A 12196-nucleotide genomic window follows, 5' to 3' on the forward strand; every position below is an offset into this window, starting at 1 on the left:
CGCGCTCGACGTGCTCGAAGTACGCGAGGTCGCGCGGGTGGATGTGCCAGGAGAGTTGCCCGGCGGGGGTGGTGAGGTAGAGCAGGTGCCAGCCGGGCTCGTCCACGTCGGTCGCTGGTGCGAGGACGGCGGGTGCGAGGGCGGCGAGCCAGGCGAGGAGTTGAGCGCGCTCCTGGTACGCGCCGTCGCGTTCTTCCTCGGCGAGCCGCCGGGCCTGGTGCGGGGTGAGTGCGTCGGGGGCGACCCGCTGGACGACCAAGGTGTATCTCTCGGGCGATTCGGCGACCTTGACGTCCATGGCGATGGTCTCGGTGTAGTTGGGGGCGTCGCCGAGCATGGCGCGCGCTGCGCCGACCCAGTGGGCCAGCAGTTCACGCGCGGGCTCGATTTCCATGGTCACGCCGCGGCGGAAGTCCATGGACCTCAGGCCGGTTTCGTCCATCTGCTTCTGGACCCAGCGCTCGCGCGCCTCGGCGTCGCGGCCGTCCAGTTCGATGAGCAGTTCGTCGCGCTCGGCGTAGAGGGCGTCGAGTTCGGCGTCCGTGATGGTGCTCGCGGTCGGCTGCTGCCGAGCGTTCCCGGTGGGGGCGTTGGGCTCGGTCATCGGGTCGGCTCCTCGGCGACGGGGCGGGTGCACTCGTCGTGACGGTCGCAGCGGCACCGTCCGCAGCCGATGCACCACTCCAGCGGTGGTGCCTCGCACGCCGGGCAGGTCGCGATCTCCTGCAACGCGGCGAGGAGTTCGGGGATCTTGTCGAGGGGCACGCTGCTGCCGGGCGCGTCGGTGCGGAAGTGCACGCCGCGCCCCTGCTCGGGAATGTCGGCGGTGGTGATCAGGAGCCGGTCGCCGTCCACGTCGGCGTGGTGGAAGCGCGGCGGCTGGGGGTCCACGAAGGCGACAAGCGTGGTCGTCTGGTCGGGCATCAGTGGGTCTCCTGTTGGTCGGTGGTGAGCGGGAGTTCGGTCTGGCCGGGCACGTGGCGCACCGGCGGCCGGTCAACAGCCGCGGAACGCACAGCCGTTGGGGGTTGGAGTGCGCGGCGGCAGACCGGACCGAGGCCCGCGGCGCGCGATACGGGGTCGCGGAGGGCCCGGCCGCATCCGGCGCAGCGGCGGGCGGTCATGCGGCGAACAGATCAAGCTGGCTGTCCGGACGCGTCCGGACACGGCGGACACGCTTCGGCGGGGCCTCGGGCGCGCGCCGAGCCAGGCGCCAGCCGCGCGCCGTCAGCCGCCAGACGGCGATCCTGTGGCCCTTCGTCGCCCGCGAGGTGGACGGCACCCATACCCCGGTCGGCTCGATCACGCCGGTGTTGTGGAGTGCGGATATCGCCGCGCCGAGGAACCCGTGTGCCAGCTCGGGCAGGTGCTCGCGCATCAGGTTCGCGGAGAACTCGCCGTGCTCCCGGGCGACGGCGACCACGGCCTGGAGGACGAGGTGCCGATCCCACTCGGTCGCGCGGGCCGCGATGTCGGCGAGGGTGGCGTCGCGGTCGAGGGCGGCCAGGCGCTCGGCGACGGACACAGCGTGGTGCTGAGTGGCCATCAGGCGGCCTCCATCGTGGTGGTGACGGGGCGGAGCGGCTGGGGTGGCAGGGCGTCGAGGGCGCGTTCGAGTTCGCCGGCGAGCTGTTGCCAGTGGGTGGCGCGGTGGGTTCCGGCTTTGACGCCGGCGGCGACGTAGAGCGCCTCAACGAGGCGGTCAGCGGCGCGGATGTCGGCGAGGTCGATGCGGATCACGGGGCGCCTCCTTGCGGTTCGCGGGGCTGGTGGTTCGAGGGGCTGTGTGGCGTTCTGCGGGGCGTTCTCGGTGGTGGCGGTCGCGGGGGGCGTGTGTGGGCTGTGGGGGCGTGTGGCGGCTGTGTGGGGTGGTTGGTGGGGTGGTTGTGTCATGAGGCTTGCTGGTGGTGGGTGGGGAGGCAGTGGGTGTGGGTGGTGCGGCCGGGTCGGGGGACCATGCGGTCGCCGCAGGTGGTGCAGCGGGCGAAGCCGAGCGGCTGGCGCGGCTGGCGCGGGTCGGCTTCGGTGGTTGGGGGGTTGTCGTGGGGATCGGGTTGTTGTTCGGGACCCCGATCCACGTGAGGTTGGGAGTCCTCCTCAACCACGTCATGGGGTAGTTCCTTGGCTATCCCTGGGTTGTTCGGGTCGCGGTCCCCCGAACCAATCGGGTCGCGGTCCCCCGAACTCCAACGGGGCGCGGTCCCCCGAACTTCTTCTGTCGTACCGCCGGTAAGTTCAGGTCGCGGTCCCCCGAACTGGTTCGGGTCGCGGTCCCCCGAACTCTCGGGGTCGTCCGTCCAGGGCGCCGGGGCCTTCCCCGGCGCCCTACGGGAGCCGGCGAGGGCCTGCTCTCCGGCCGCCCAGTCGGGCATCGGGTTGAGGACGAGGACGTACAAGGTGGCCTTGCCGCGCTTCTGCTCACCCTTGACGGCGACGACCCCGGCGGCGATGGCCGCGCGCAGGTAGCGGCGGCAATCCTTCTCGTCCGCACCGGCCGCGCGGGCGATGTCCTGGATGCGGATGGGCTTCCCGTCGGCGAAGCGGAGTTCGCCGGAGGCGGAGGCCATGGAGCGGAGCGCGTAGAGCAGCGTGAGGATGCTGCGGCGCAGCTTCACGGGCATCTCGCGCGACCAGCGCCACGCCAGGGCGTTGCCGTAGGCGTGCGGAACGCTGCCGCTGCGCTGCTGCTCGTCTGTGCTCACGTGTCCTCGGCTCGGTCGTGCTGGGTGGGGAGGGAGGAGAGCGGGGCCGCCGCGTGGACGGCCCCGCGGCGGCTACTCGCGGCCGGGCTGCTCGGCTGCGGCGTCCTTCTCGAACTGTTCGGCGACGTGCCGCAGGACGTGCGCGGCGGCGGCCTTGCTCATGCCGTTGGCTGCGGCCTCGATGGACACGGAACCGTCGGCCGAGCCTGGGCGGACGATGACGAAGGCGAGGGCGTCGCGGCCGTCGATCGCGGCCATGGAGGTGGTGGGGTTCATACGGTGCTCCTGTTCGGGCAGTGGGGGCGGTGGGTGTCGCGGATGGTGGCGGCGAAGCGCGGGACGGCGTCCCCGGACGCGCTGTCGGTCCAGCCGCAGTGCGGGCACTGGTAGTCGGCGCTCGGGTAGCGGACCCAGCGGCCGTGGGCGTCCTGCTCGCCGAGGTCGACGCGGAGGTCCGTGACCGCGGGGGCCGCGCTGACGGCGGCCTGGGCCGCGCGGTAGACGTGCGGCGAACTGCGGCGCTTCCCGGAGGCGACGGCGCGGGCGTCGATCAGCGCACTGGTGCCGAGCGGGGAAACCGTGGTCCAGGCGCCGGCGGGCATGCCCGGCCCGGGGTCGGGCTCGGGGCGTCCGGCGAGGGCCGCGGGGGTGTGCGCGGGGCATCGGAGTCCGGTTCCGTACAGGCGCACGGTCTTGGTGCCGCAGTGGCGGTGCTCGGCGCCGAGCCAGTGACCGCATGTGGCGGGGGTGCCGGGTGCGTGGGCGCTTTCGTGGCTGGTCATCGTGCTGCCGCCGGGAGGGTGTCGGGCCAGGCGATGCCGTCCAGCGCGCGGCGCTGTTTCTGGGGGACGGGCACGGTGGGGTGGCCGAGCCAGTCCAGGCCCATGGCGGCCATGACTGCGGCGTCGGCCTCGTCGTAGCGGCCGGGTCCCTCGCACCGGACGCCGAGCTGCTCGACGGCGAAGGTGTGCACCATGCCCTTGGTGATCCGCGCCCGACGGGTCTTGGGCTCCTGCTGCGCCGGGTTGGCGCGGCCGGTGGCGTAGATGGCGCGGCTGTGCGGGGTGGCGACGGCGTAAGGGATGCCGCGGGTCCACAGGGCGTGGGTGATGCCCCACCACAGGCCGGCCCGTTCGTGGTGCCCGGCCTGCAACTGCTGCCCGTACGCCGGGCCTTCGATCACCACCATGTCGGCGGCCTTGATGCGGTCCTTGATCTCGGCCAGAAGCCACCCGAACCGGCGGTGCCCGGTCAGCCGCTTGGGGCGGAGGGCGTCGGCCCAGTCGGCTCCGGCGATGCCAGTGGAGGTGAGGGAGGGGTCGATGCCGATGACGAGGGGGCGGGGCCCCGCCGCGCCCGGCCGGGTGGCCGGGGCGGCAGGGTCCAGCTCGAAGAGGTCGACGTTCACCGGTCGTCTCCGTCGCGGGGAGCCGGGATGAGCGGCCAGTCGGTGCGGACGGCATCGGCCTGGTGCTCCTTGCCGGGGGTCCGCCGGAAGTAGGCGGCCAGTCCCTCGGCCTGGTCCCGGGCCCATGCCACCTGCTTCTCGTGCAGGAACGACAGCTCGGCGTCGGCCAGGGCCGGTTCCCGCTGGGCGATGCGCCAGGCGACGCGGCAGGCGGCGATGGCGTCGGCATCCGAGCTGTGCGCCCCGTTGAGCGTCACGCCGTAGTGGCGGCAGAGGTCTTCAAGCTTCCGGCCGCCGCGCCTGTATCGGTCGATCTTCTTGTCCAGCACGCGCGGATCGATGACCCGCAGCAGTTCGCCCCCGATGTCGGTGAGGGGCTGCACGCGGTGGCGGCGAGCTTCTCGGTCGAGCAGGGTCAGGTCGAACTGTGCGTTCATGGCCACGAGGGGGATACCGGCGAGGACGACTTGGGAGAGGGCGGCGACGATCTGTTGGACCACCTCGCCCGCGGGCTGTCCCTCGGCGCGGGCCCGCTCGGTGGTGATGCCGTGCACGGCGGCGGCACCTTCGGGGATCTCCACGCCGGGGTCGGCGAGCCACGTCGCCGACTGGGTGGGAAGCCCGCCGCCGCACTGGACGACGCAGGCCGTGACGATGCGGTCTGTTTCGACGTCGGTGCCAGTGGTCTCCAGGTCGAAGCCGCACATGCGGCCCGTGTGCCAGCTCATGCCCGACCCCCCTTCAAGTCAGCGAGGAAGGACCGCAGCCGCTTGACGCTGGCGGTAGACGGGTGCAGTCCGTCGTTGGCCTGCGCGAACCGCTGCTCGACCTCGGCCGTGGACCATCCGTGCTTCCCGGCGGCGGCGATGATGTCGAACCACACGTCTTCGGGCACCTCGTCGGGCGTCTCGTCGTCCGGGACGATCTCGGCCTCCACCAACTCCGGGGCCGACTCGGAACCCTGCTCCTGCGGGCCCGAGCCGTGCGCCTCCTGCCTCAGGGCCTCGCCCCGGGCTCGCAGAGCGGCAGCGATCTGGTCGTCCATGTGCCCGGCCTGCACCGCCTGCGTCCACAGCTCGCCCACGGCGTCCGCCGTCGTGGCAGCCTCAGCGAGCGCCACGTAGTCCGGACGCGGCGCCTCCAGCGCGGCACGCTCTGGGGCGGTCGCCACGGCAGCCGTGCTGGTCTGCCCGGCCATCAGCGCGGACGGCGCGATGTCGATGTCAATCGTCGGCACCATCCACCGCCGCGTCTGCCCGTCCCGCTTCGCGGTGCGCTCCTCCAGCCCGAGGTACGCCTCGACGTAGCCGCCGGCCTTGGCCAGCAGCTCGGCGACGCCGGGGAGTTCGACGGCGGCGTAGTAGCCGTGGGACTCCAGCCGCCACACTCCGACGCCGGGAACGTCGCGGAGTACGACGTTGAGGCGGGTGGTGGGCTTGCACTCGCGGCGCTCGGGGTCCGGGCCGCACGGGCACGCCCGGTCAGTGAGGAGTTCGGTGATTCCGTCGCAGCGGCGTTGGCAGCCGCCGCCGGACCACAGCTCGTAGTACTGGGAGACGGGCTGCGGCGGGACGAGGATCGGCACCCGGCGGGCGTCGGTGATGACCTCGTGGGCGGCGGGACCGCCGTTGGCGGGGGTCCAGTCCGCCACGGTGCCGCCGTACAGGGCGGCGACCTTCTCCAGCAGCGGCCGGGACGCGGAGGTGAAGCGGAACCGGTCCAGCTTGGCCGGGCGGGTCTTGCCGGACTGGGTCGGTGCGGTGACGCCGATACGGATGCGTCCCAGCTCGCGGGTGCGCTGTTGCAGGTCGAGAATCGGCATCAGGCAGCCCTCTCCTCGTGGCTGGTGGTCGGCAGGGTGAGGGCGTCTCCGACGACGCCCTTGGCGGTGGTGCGCTGGAACTCGGCGATGTCCCGCGCGTGGAGGAACGCGGCGAACTCGCGATCCCCGCAGGCAACGGGCACGGGCCGGTAGCCCTCGGGCCGCAGGTGCAGCACGATCCCGGTGTCGTGGACCTTGGGCAGCGGCACCTTCGTGCCGTCCCGCAGCCACCCGATCTCGGCGTGCGCGTAGGCGGACATCTGCAACCCGGCTTCGGCGTAGACGCCCTTGACGTCCAGCTCACCGCCGGTCTTGGTGTCGCCCATGAACACGGCATCCGCCGGGGCCTTGAGCGCGGCACTGATCAGCGGGGATCGCAGCAGGTAGTCGAGCGTCCCGGCGTAGCCCTCGCGGTAGTTGGCGATGACCATCTCCGACGCCTCGAATGTGACCTGCCACTCCTCAACGAAGCGGAGGAAGTGCGACAGGTACGGGGCGATTTCGTCGTCTTCCAGCAGCTCGGCCGGAATCGGCTGGCCCAGGACGTGCGCCTCGATGACGGTGTGCACGGCGGAGCCGATGTCAGCGCGAGCGTCCTTCTTGCGGGTGTGGGCCCGGCGCAGCCAGTCGTACGCCTCCGCACGGTCCTCCGGCCGCAGCGAGGCCCGGACGAGGTAGGGGAGGTTGTCCAGCGCGGTCTCGGCGGTCAGGTTCCCCGCCCAGAAGACCAACGCTTCCTTGGGCATGCCCTGCGACAGGATGGTGGTGACCGAACGCAACTTGACCTTGGAGTCGAGCGGGTCCCGGTACCAGCCCTGGGAGCGGCGGGGGATGCGGTCGGAGCCGGTCGGCGCGCTCTTGGTGGAGCGGCGGCCGGCGGCCGGGGCCGAAGCCCCGGCCAGCGCGGTGTTCGTCACGCGGCATCACCGCCGTACCCGAAGCCGAAGTCGTGACCGTCGCTGTGACCGTCGGCCTTGAGGCACTGGCGGCCGTGCGCGGGCTCGGCGGTCCGGCACTGGTCGGCCAGGACCTTGCCCCGCGGTATGGCTGCTACGGAGGCCGCTACGGCGAGGGCGAGGGTGGCGTGCACCTGCGCCTCCGCGGCGAGCGCGGCCCCGGTGACCGAGTCGGCGCCGTCGCCGTAGGTGTAGTGGTGCGCCATGTCAGCGAGGCGCTCGGCCTCGCGGAAGTGCTCGGGTCCGGTCATTGGGCGGCCTCCGGTTCGGGCAGTGTGCGGATCTCGGCGAGGGCCTGGCCGTACGCGGCGCACCAGCCTTTGCAGTAGGTGCGCTCGGGCTCGCGGGAGCCGTCGACTCGTACGCGGGTCATGCCGTTGGGGGCGCGGCCGGTGTACTCGTGGCCGCAGCGGTCGGCGGTGCAGCCGCCGGGGGGCTGGACGGTGCGGCCGGGCTTGGATTGGCCGGTCAGACCTTGATTCCAGTTCGTCATCCCGCGTCACCCCGCTCGGCGGCGCGAGACGGGCGGGACGCCAACTCGCCGCGGAGCAGCTCGACTTCCGCCTCGGCGTCGAGCAGGCGACGCAGGACCGGGGCCATCCGCTCGCCCATGTACGCGGCGAGGTTCAGGCAGTGCCAGTCCTCGCGCTGCGTGCTGTGGTCGTGCTCGCGCATGTTCGTGATCGACTCGGCGAAGGCGTCCAGCAAGCTGTCGGTCGCGGGGCTGGTGTTGCCCAACTGCTCGGTGAGCGCGGCACGCTGCTCGGGGCTCATCGCTGCTCACCCCCGCCCACCAGGACGACGACCAGCACAGCCAGTACGCCGAAGACCGCAGCGGACGCGCACACGATCATCAAGACGCTCACTCGTCGGCCCCCTCGTCGTACGAAGAGGCGACGTCGACGGCCGACACCCGGTAGCCGGTCTCCGTCTCGGCCGGGGCGCCGTCCTCGTAGGTCAGCAGCTCCCACACAGCCGGGTCGTCCTCGTCGTCCGCCAGCCACTCCAGCGACAGGGACGAGCCCGACTCCCGCCGGACGAGCGCCTCGCAGTGCTGCTGTGCGGCCCGCCGGTTGGTGTAGGTGCCCAGCCGGATGCCCGACTCGTGCACGGCGAGGTAGACAGCCCGTCCGGCGCCGTCCTCCTCGGCCAGCTCGCGCAGCTCCTCCGAGAGGCCGCTCAGCACGCCGTTCATGTGCTCTTCCGCCTCATCGACGGGACGGGGGATCACGGCTGCGTCGATGTGGTCGGCGGCGGAGCACAGGCCCTCGGCGCGGGCCTCGGCCGCGCGCTCGGGCGAGCCGATCAGCCCGGCGTCGTGCAGCCGCTCGGCCATCGCGTGGTACAGCTCGGACGGCTTCCGGCCCGTGCTGTTCCAGCCCAGTGCCGCAGCCGCGATCGTGTTCGCGACGGTGCGGATCTCCTGCTCGGCGCTCACGCGGCAGCACCACCCTCGGCGGGCTGCCCCGGCATCGGACGCGGCACCGTCAGCTTGCGCAGGCTTTCCGCGAGCGCGCCGACCTGGGCGCCGTACACCGGGAGCGTCCCCTCGTCGGCGAACTGCGCGACCAGCGCGTCGGCGCGGGCGTCGCGCTCGTGCACGGCGTGCGAGTCCGGCCCCTGGTGCGCGGCGGCCTGCGACAGCTCTCCCAGGGCCGCCAGCTCGTCGGCGAGCCCCTCCGGGTCCTCGGCCGCGGCCTCCGCGAGGGACAGCAACACCGCGTGCAGGTAGTGCGAGACGTCGAGCTTGACCCCGGTAGGCGTCGAGTCCACATAGATGCGGAACGGACCCGTCACGGGCATGCGACTGCTGCTCATCAGCGCGCACCCCCCGAGACCAGGGCCGGAACGGGGTGGTGGGTGGCCTTGATGAGTGCGCGGACGTGCACGGGCACGTCGCGCCACCGGGTCGCGAGCCGGTGGGTGCGGTACGCGACTCCGACCGTGACGAACTCGCCCTCGGTCTCGGTCTCTCCCCCGATGACGTCCGCGTACCGGCTGAGTTCTTCCAGGGCGGACGGTCCGTGGAGGGTGCCCTCCAGCCGGGCGAAGTGCTGGCCAACGTCCCATGAGGCCATCGGCAGTTCGGGGTGCTCGCTGAGGAGCTGCACGAGCGCCATCGCGGGGCCGAGCTGCTGCCTCGGGTCCGTGACGAGGTCACCGTCTAGGTACGGGATCATGGACACAGGTCCACTCCTGTTCGTGAGTTCTGTGATGGGTGTGGGCTAGGGGCCGTTCGCCGGGTGCCAGCCGGGGGCGGCCCCGACCACTGAGGAGCGGTCAGGCGGCGGCGTCCGCGGCGGCGGTCTCAGAGATCCACGCCTTCACGCGCTCCAGTTCGAAGCGCCTGCCGCGGAACGGCGTCGGCTCGACGGGGCAGCCGCGCGAGACCCACTGGTTGACCGTCCAGTCCGAGACGCCGAAGTACGCCTCCACCTCGGACTGCTTCAGCAAGGGGGTAAGCCCTGCCTCGCGGAGGGCCGCCGTTCGGTCGGCGAGAGTGGCCATTGGCCTTTACCTTTCTACTGTGTCGGTAGAAACTGCGGGCATGACGAAGAGGCGATGCATGGGCTGGTCGAGCACTTCGGCGATCAGCCAGGCCGTGCGTAGCCGCACTCGGTCGCCAGCGGACGCGCCGCGGCCGGCGACCTTGCCGACTGTGGCCGAGGAGATCCCTCTCCCGGTGGCGTCGACGACTCGTGTGCGGTCGGCGAGTGCCGGGCCGCTGAGTCCGGCCTGTCGCATGGCCTCGCGCAGGGGCTCACCTGCGCTCTTCCTGATCAGCTTGGTCACGATCACCTCTGCGTCGGTGCGGTAGTGCGCCGTTGGTGCACTGACACATTTCTACAGTGGCAGTAGTAGGTAGTCAAGGGGAGCGGCCCCGAGTCAGGCCGAGAGGGCCGAGGGTCCTGGTCACTAAAGCGACAAATCGAGCCAGCTTTCTACTTACACTTGTGGAAAGTAGAAGGTGAGCGGCATCCTTGCGGTGTGAACGCCGCCGCCCCCCCGCCCGAGACCGAAGACCTGTCCTCCCTGATCCAGTGGATCAAGGACACGACTCGCGACTCCTCCGACTCCGCCATCTCCCGCCGGATCGGCGTCTCGCCAGCGACGGTCAACTCGTGGGTCCGCGGCACGCGGGGCGCGGGGCGCGGCCCCAACCGGGCGGCCCTCCAGCGTCTCGCCGCCGAGTACGCGATCCCCGAAGATCGAGTGTTCGCCGCCGCCGGCCGACGAACCCCCGGACCGCTCTCGCCCGACGCGAAGGAGCGTCTCCTCGCACTCTTCGAGGAGCTGACGGAAGAACAGCAGCGGATCAAGGAAATCGAGCTCAAGGCCCTTGCGGACGCCAATCGCCAGGCGGGCGACGTCAACTGACTGGGCGTCACAAAGCGTGATTAGCGCAGCGGTAACTCTTTACACTCTGTTCACAACTGATTGACCGCTGTACGATCACCCACATGCCGTTCCCCCTCCCCCCTGCGGCTTTTCAACTTCTGCCCGCCACACAGGACTTGGGGGCCTCATGTGCATCCGAGTACGCCGCGCACCGTCCGTCACCAACCCCTGGGACGGACACAACACCATCACCATCCCCGCGGCGCTCGACGCAGCCCGAGCACTCATAGCAATACGGGCCGTCCTTCGCGAACTCGGCGTCTTGCAGCCCGAGTTCGGTGCAGTCTGCTGGTGCGGAGCACCCGTCACCGACGAGGTCCGCATACCACTCCAGCGACGCACCCCAGAGGTGATGGCACATGGCACGTAGACCCACCAACAACCCCCGACAGCTCAGGTCGAAGTCGTGCGGCTGTGCGCCGTGCATGGAGGCGTACCCGCCCGAGCAGCACGGCGAGCGCCGTAAGCGCCGCGACTGCATCGGCTCGTGGCAGGCCCGATACCGGGACGCTGACGACAAGCAGAAGGCGAAGAACTTCCCCAGGAAGAAAGAGGCCGACGCGTTCCTCGACAAGGTCCGCGGTGCTGTCCGACAGGGAACGTACCTCGACCCGAAGCGCGGCGAGATCACGGTCGAAAAGTGGTGGGCCGAGTGGTGGCCGTCGCACGAGCCGTCACGCACCACGACGAAGAACCGCAAGCTGTCGTCTTGGACGGTGCACATACAGCCCAAGTGGGGGCGGCGGAAGCTCAACAGCCTCACGTACCTTGAGCTTCAGACATGGGTCGCCCAAGAGCTGAAGGGGTACGCGACGCAGACCAAGGTCCTGGAGCTGTTGAACATGCTCCTGCGGGACGCCGTACGCGATCAGCGGATCACGAACAACCCGTGCGCCGACGTCACCAAGACGGCGAGTCCGCCGACCAAGCACCCAGATGATTTGCGGCCTCCTACGCTGGAGCAGTACGCGCTGGTGAGGGCCCAACTACCGGTCTGGTACCGCCCGATCGTCGACTGGTTGGAGGACACGGGCTTGAGGTGGGGCGAGGCCATCGGCACCCGCCGAGCGTTCCTCGACCTGGCCACTGACACGGTCAAGGTGAGGGAAGTGGTCATCGACGACCGCGGCGTGCTGCGTCGGCAGGGCATCCCCAAGACCGTGGCGGGATTCCGCACGGTGCCGTTGACGCAGAAGGCGAAGAATGCAGCCCTGGCCATGGTGGACCGGCTCGACCCGGCGTACACGGTGACGGCCATCGAGGATGGCATGCACTCCGAAGAGCTGATCTTCCGAGGGCCGCTCGCCGGAACGACCAAGACGGTCAACGGCCGGGCGGTCGAGGTCGAGGGTGTGCTGAGCAGGAACAACTTCCGACGGGTGTGGGTTCCTGCCATCCAAGAGGCCGGCATCGCGCGTGAGGTGAAGAACCCCGAGACCGGCCGCAAGGAGTGGTGGCCGAGGGTCTCGGATTACCGGGACGCGTACGCCTCGCGGTTGCACGCGCAAGGGCTGTCCGAGGTCGACGTGCAGTACATCCTCGGGCACGACCGCGGCGGCAAGGTCACGTGGCTGTACACCCACCGCGGCGAGGAAGCTGTCGAGAACGCTCGCAAGGCACTCGCCGGTGGCCGCCACCTGCGGGCCGTCTCATGAGGCCGGGAAGGGACAGAGTCCACATGGAGTCCACAAACCCCCCTCGGCGTCCCTCGCTGCCCCTCTTTTTCTCTCGGTAAGAGCAGATGTTGATCAAGAGGGCTGCCGCTGACCAGCACTCGGAACGCCTCGGAGTGGCTCGGCGAAACTCGCCGGGCGGTACATCTGACTTTGCATGGCAGATGTCAGGGGTTCGACTCCCCTAGGCTCCACACCGGAAGAGCCCCTCGGTCTGCGGGAACGCAGGTCGAGGG

23 protein-coding genes and 1 tRNA gene are annotated in these 12196 nt (G+C 70.9%); 4 read left to right on the plus strand and 20 right to left on the minus strand.

Translation table 11 applies throughout. The features are described 5' to 3' along the window. The 20 genes from F603_RS33530 to F603_RS0119345 form a co-directional block, all read right to left on the minus strand. The coding region (locus tag F603_RS33530) for a hypothetical protein (RefSeq protein WP_051096276.1) at positions 1-604 on the minus strand (604 nt) is incomplete at its 3' end. Continuing rightward, entirely contained in the window at positions 601-924 is a 324-nt protein-coding gene (locus F603_RS0119250; protein WP_019547613.1) for a hypothetical protein, read from the minus strand. The genes F603_RS0119250 and F603_RS33530, both read right to left, overlap by 4 nt. Further along, on the minus strand, positions 924-1124 hold the full coding sequence (locus tag F603_RS36270) for a DUF6011 domain-containing protein (protein ID WP_234329552.1): 201 nt from the start codon (positions 1122-1124) through the stop codon (positions 924-926). Before F603_RS36270 ends, F603_RS0119250 begins: the two co-directional genes overlap by 1 nt. Then, complete coding sequence (locus tag F603_RS0119255) at positions 1121-1546, minus strand: hypothetical protein (protein ID WP_019547614.1); 426 nt, start codon at positions 1544-1546, stop codon at positions 1121-1123. Before F603_RS0119255 ends, F603_RS36270 begins: the two co-directional genes overlap by 4 nt. Next, positions 1546-1740, minus strand: coding sequence for a hypothetical protein (locus tag F603_RS0119260; RefSeq protein WP_019547615.1), 195 nt, complete (start codon positions 1738-1740; stop codon positions 1546-1548). The genes F603_RS0119255 and F603_RS0119260 overlap by 1 nt, the downstream gene beginning before the upstream one ends. Before the next feature lie 149 nt (positions 1741-1889). Next, complete coding sequence (locus F603_RS0119265; protein ID WP_019547616.1) at positions 1890-2702, minus strand: hypothetical protein; 813 nt, start codon at positions 2700-2702, stop codon at positions 1890-1892. Between the two features lie 72 nt (positions 2703-2774). Further along, positions 2775-2978, minus strand: coding sequence for a hypothetical protein (locus F603_RS0119270; protein WP_019547617.1), 204 nt, complete (start codon positions 2976-2978; stop codon positions 2775-2777). After that, positions 2975-3484 (minus strand): hypothetical protein, encoded by a 510-nt coding sequence (locus tag F603_RS35930; protein ID WP_019547618.1) that lies wholly within the window; start codon positions 3482-3484, stop codon positions 2975-2977. The genes F603_RS0119270 and F603_RS35930 overlap by 4 nt, the downstream gene beginning before the upstream one ends. Further along, positions 3481-4110 carry a hypothetical protein gene (locus F603_RS0119285; protein ID WP_019547619.1) on the minus strand — a complete coding sequence of 210 codons (630 nt, stop codon included), beginning with the start codon at positions 4108-4110 and terminating at the stop codon, positions 3481-3483. The genes F603_RS35930 and F603_RS0119285 overlap by 4 nt, the downstream gene beginning before the upstream one ends. After that, a complete protein-coding gene (locus tag F603_RS0119290; protein WP_019547620.1) occupies positions 4107-4838 on the minus strand; it encodes a 3'-5' exonuclease in 732 nt (243 codons plus the stop codon). The genes F603_RS0119285 and F603_RS0119290 overlap by 4 nt, the downstream gene beginning before the upstream one ends. Beyond that, positions 4835-5932: a recombination directionality factor gene (locus F603_RS0119295; RefSeq protein ID WP_019547621.1), complete on the minus strand. Its 1098-nt coding sequence runs from the start codon at positions 5930-5932 to the stop codon at positions 4835-4837. The genes F603_RS0119290 and F603_RS0119295 overlap by 4 nt, the downstream gene beginning before the upstream one ends. Continuing rightward, positions 5932-6849, minus strand: a complete 918-nt coding sequence (locus tag F603_RS0119300) for a hypothetical protein (RefSeq protein ID WP_019547622.1) — start codon at positions 6847-6849, stop codon at positions 5932-5934. Before F603_RS0119300 ends, F603_RS0119295 begins: the two co-directional genes overlap by 1 nt. Continuing rightward, positions 6846-7139 carry a hypothetical protein gene (locus F603_RS0119305; RefSeq protein WP_019547623.1) on the minus strand — a complete coding sequence of 98 codons (294 nt, stop codon included), beginning with the start codon at positions 7137-7139 and terminating at the stop codon, positions 6846-6848. Before F603_RS0119305 ends, F603_RS0119300 begins: the two co-directional genes overlap by 4 nt. Continuing rightward, the gene (locus F603_RS0119310) at positions 7136-7381 is read right to left on the minus strand and encodes a hypothetical protein (protein WP_019547624.1); all 246 of its coding nucleotides are present in this window, start codon (positions 7379-7381) and stop codon (positions 7136-7138) included. Before F603_RS0119310 ends, F603_RS0119305 begins: the two co-directional genes overlap by 4 nt. Then, positions 7378-7662, minus strand: coding sequence for a hypothetical protein (locus F603_RS32430; protein WP_019547625.1), 285 nt, complete (start codon positions 7660-7662; stop codon positions 7378-7380). Before F603_RS32430 ends, F603_RS0119310 begins: the two co-directional genes overlap by 4 nt. Before the next feature lie 88 nt (positions 7663-7750). Then, positions 7751-8326, minus strand: a complete 576-nt coding sequence (locus tag F603_RS0119325) for a hypothetical protein (protein ID WP_019547627.1) — start codon at positions 8324-8326, stop codon at positions 7751-7753. After that, positions 8323-8706 carry a hypothetical protein gene (locus F603_RS0119330; RefSeq protein WP_019547628.1) on the minus strand — a complete coding sequence of 128 codons (384 nt, stop codon included), beginning with the start codon at positions 8704-8706 and terminating at the stop codon, positions 8323-8325. Before F603_RS0119330 ends, F603_RS0119325 begins: the two co-directional genes overlap by 4 nt. Then, positions 8706-9074 carry a hypothetical protein gene (locus F603_RS0119335; protein ID WP_019547629.1) on the minus strand — a complete coding sequence of 123 codons (369 nt, stop codon included), beginning with the start codon at positions 9072-9074 and terminating at the stop codon, positions 8706-8708. Before F603_RS0119335 ends, F603_RS0119330 begins: the two co-directional genes overlap by 1 nt. A gap of 94 nt (positions 9075-9168) precedes the next feature. Then, positions 9169-9396 (minus strand): hypothetical protein, encoded by a 228-nt coding sequence (locus F603_RS0119340; RefSeq protein WP_019547630.1) that lies wholly within the window; start codon positions 9394-9396, stop codon positions 9169-9171. A gap of 6 nt (positions 9397-9402) precedes the next feature. Beyond that, a complete protein-coding gene (locus F603_RS0119345) occupies positions 9403-9681 on the minus strand; it encodes a hypothetical protein (protein ID WP_037825657.1) in 279 nt (92 codons plus the stop codon). Between the two features lie 195 nt (positions 9682-9876). On the opposite strand from F603_RS0119345, the gene F603_RS32435 reads away from it, so the two are divergent. From F603_RS32435 to F603_RS35150, 4 genes are all read left to right on the plus strand, one after another. Further along, positions 9877-10266, plus strand: coding sequence for a transcriptional regulator (locus tag F603_RS32435; RefSeq protein WP_019547632.1), 390 nt, complete (start codon positions 9877-9879; stop codon positions 10264-10266). Between the two features lie 148 nt (positions 10267-10414). Then, the gene (locus F603_RS35145; RefSeq protein WP_030599278.1) at positions 10415-10657 is read left to right on the plus strand and encodes a hypothetical protein; all 243 of its coding nucleotides are present in this window, start codon (positions 10415-10417) and stop codon (positions 10655-10657) included. Continuing rightward, entirely contained in the window at positions 10647-11942 is a 1296-nt protein-coding gene (locus tag F603_RS0119355; protein WP_244888908.1) for a tyrosine-type recombinase/integrase, read from the plus strand. Before F603_RS35145 ends, F603_RS0119355 begins: the two co-directional genes overlap by 11 nt. Positions 11943-12093: 151 nt before the next feature. After that, positions 12094-12154, plus strand: a tRNA-Gln gene (locus F603_RS35150). The last annotated feature ends 42 nt before the right edge of the window (positions 12155-12196 follow it).

The organism is Streptomyces sulphureus DSM 40104, assembly GCF_000381025.1.
Lineage (GTDB): Bacteria > Actinomycetota > Actinomycetes > Streptomycetales > Streptomycetaceae > Streptomyces > Streptomyces sulphureus.

Bases quoted from the DNA above. Each gene is read 5' to 3' on its own strand.
- F603_RS32430 (WP_019547625.1), bottom strand. From the start codon at position 7,662: ATGAGCCCCGAGCAGCGTGCCGCGCTCACCGAGCAGTTGGGCAACACC.
- F603_RS0119330 (WP_019547628.1), bottom strand. From the start codon at position 8,706: ATGAGCAGCAGTCGCATGCCCGTGACGGGTCCGTTCCGCATCTATGTG.
- F603_RS0119250 (WP_019547613.1), bottom strand. From the start codon at position 924: ATGCCCGACCAGACGACCACGCTTGTCGCCTTCGTGGACCCCCAGCCG.
- F603_RS0119270 (WP_019547617.1), bottom strand. From the start codon at position 2,978: ATGAACCCCACCACCTCCATGGCCGCGATCGACGGCCGCGACGCCCTC.
- F603_RS35145 (WP_030599278.1), top strand. From the start codon at position 10,415: ATGTGCATCCGAGTACGCCGCGCACCGTCCGTCACCAACCCCTGGGAC.
- F603_RS36270 (WP_234329552.1), bottom strand. From the start codon at position 1,124: ATGACCGCCCGCCGCTGCGCCGGATGCGGCCGGGCCCTCCGCGACCCC.
- F603_RS0119355 (WP_244888908.1), top strand. From the start codon at position 10,647: ATGGCACGTAGACCCACCAACAACCCCCGACAGCTCAGGTCGAAGTCG.
- F603_RS0119310 (WP_019547624.1), bottom strand. From the start codon at position 7,381: ATGACGAACTGGAATCAAGGTCTGACCGGCCAATCCAAGCCCGGCCGC.
- F603_RS0119340 (WP_019547630.1), bottom strand. From the start codon at position 9,396: ATGGCCACTCTCGCCGACCGAACGGCGGCCCTCCGCGAGGCAGGGCTT.
- F603_RS0119295 (WP_019547621.1), bottom strand. From the start codon at position 5,932: ATGCCGATTCTCGACCTGCAACAGCGCACCCGCGAGCTGGGACGCATC.
- F603_RS0119255 (WP_019547614.1), bottom strand. From the start codon at position 1,546: ATGGCCACTCAGCACCACGCTGTGTCCGTCGCCGAGCGCCTGGCCGCC.
- F603_RS35930 (WP_019547618.1), bottom strand. From the start codon at position 3,484: ATGACCAGCCACGAAAGCGCCCACGCACCCGGCACCCCCGCCACATGC.
- F603_RS0119290 (WP_019547620.1), bottom strand. From the start codon at position 4,838: ATGAGCTGGCACACGGGCCGCATGTGCGGCTTCGACCTGGAGACCACT.
- F603_RS0119305 (WP_019547623.1), bottom strand. From the start codon at position 7,139: ATGACCGGACCCGAGCACTTCCGCGAGGCCGAGCGCCTCGCTGACATG.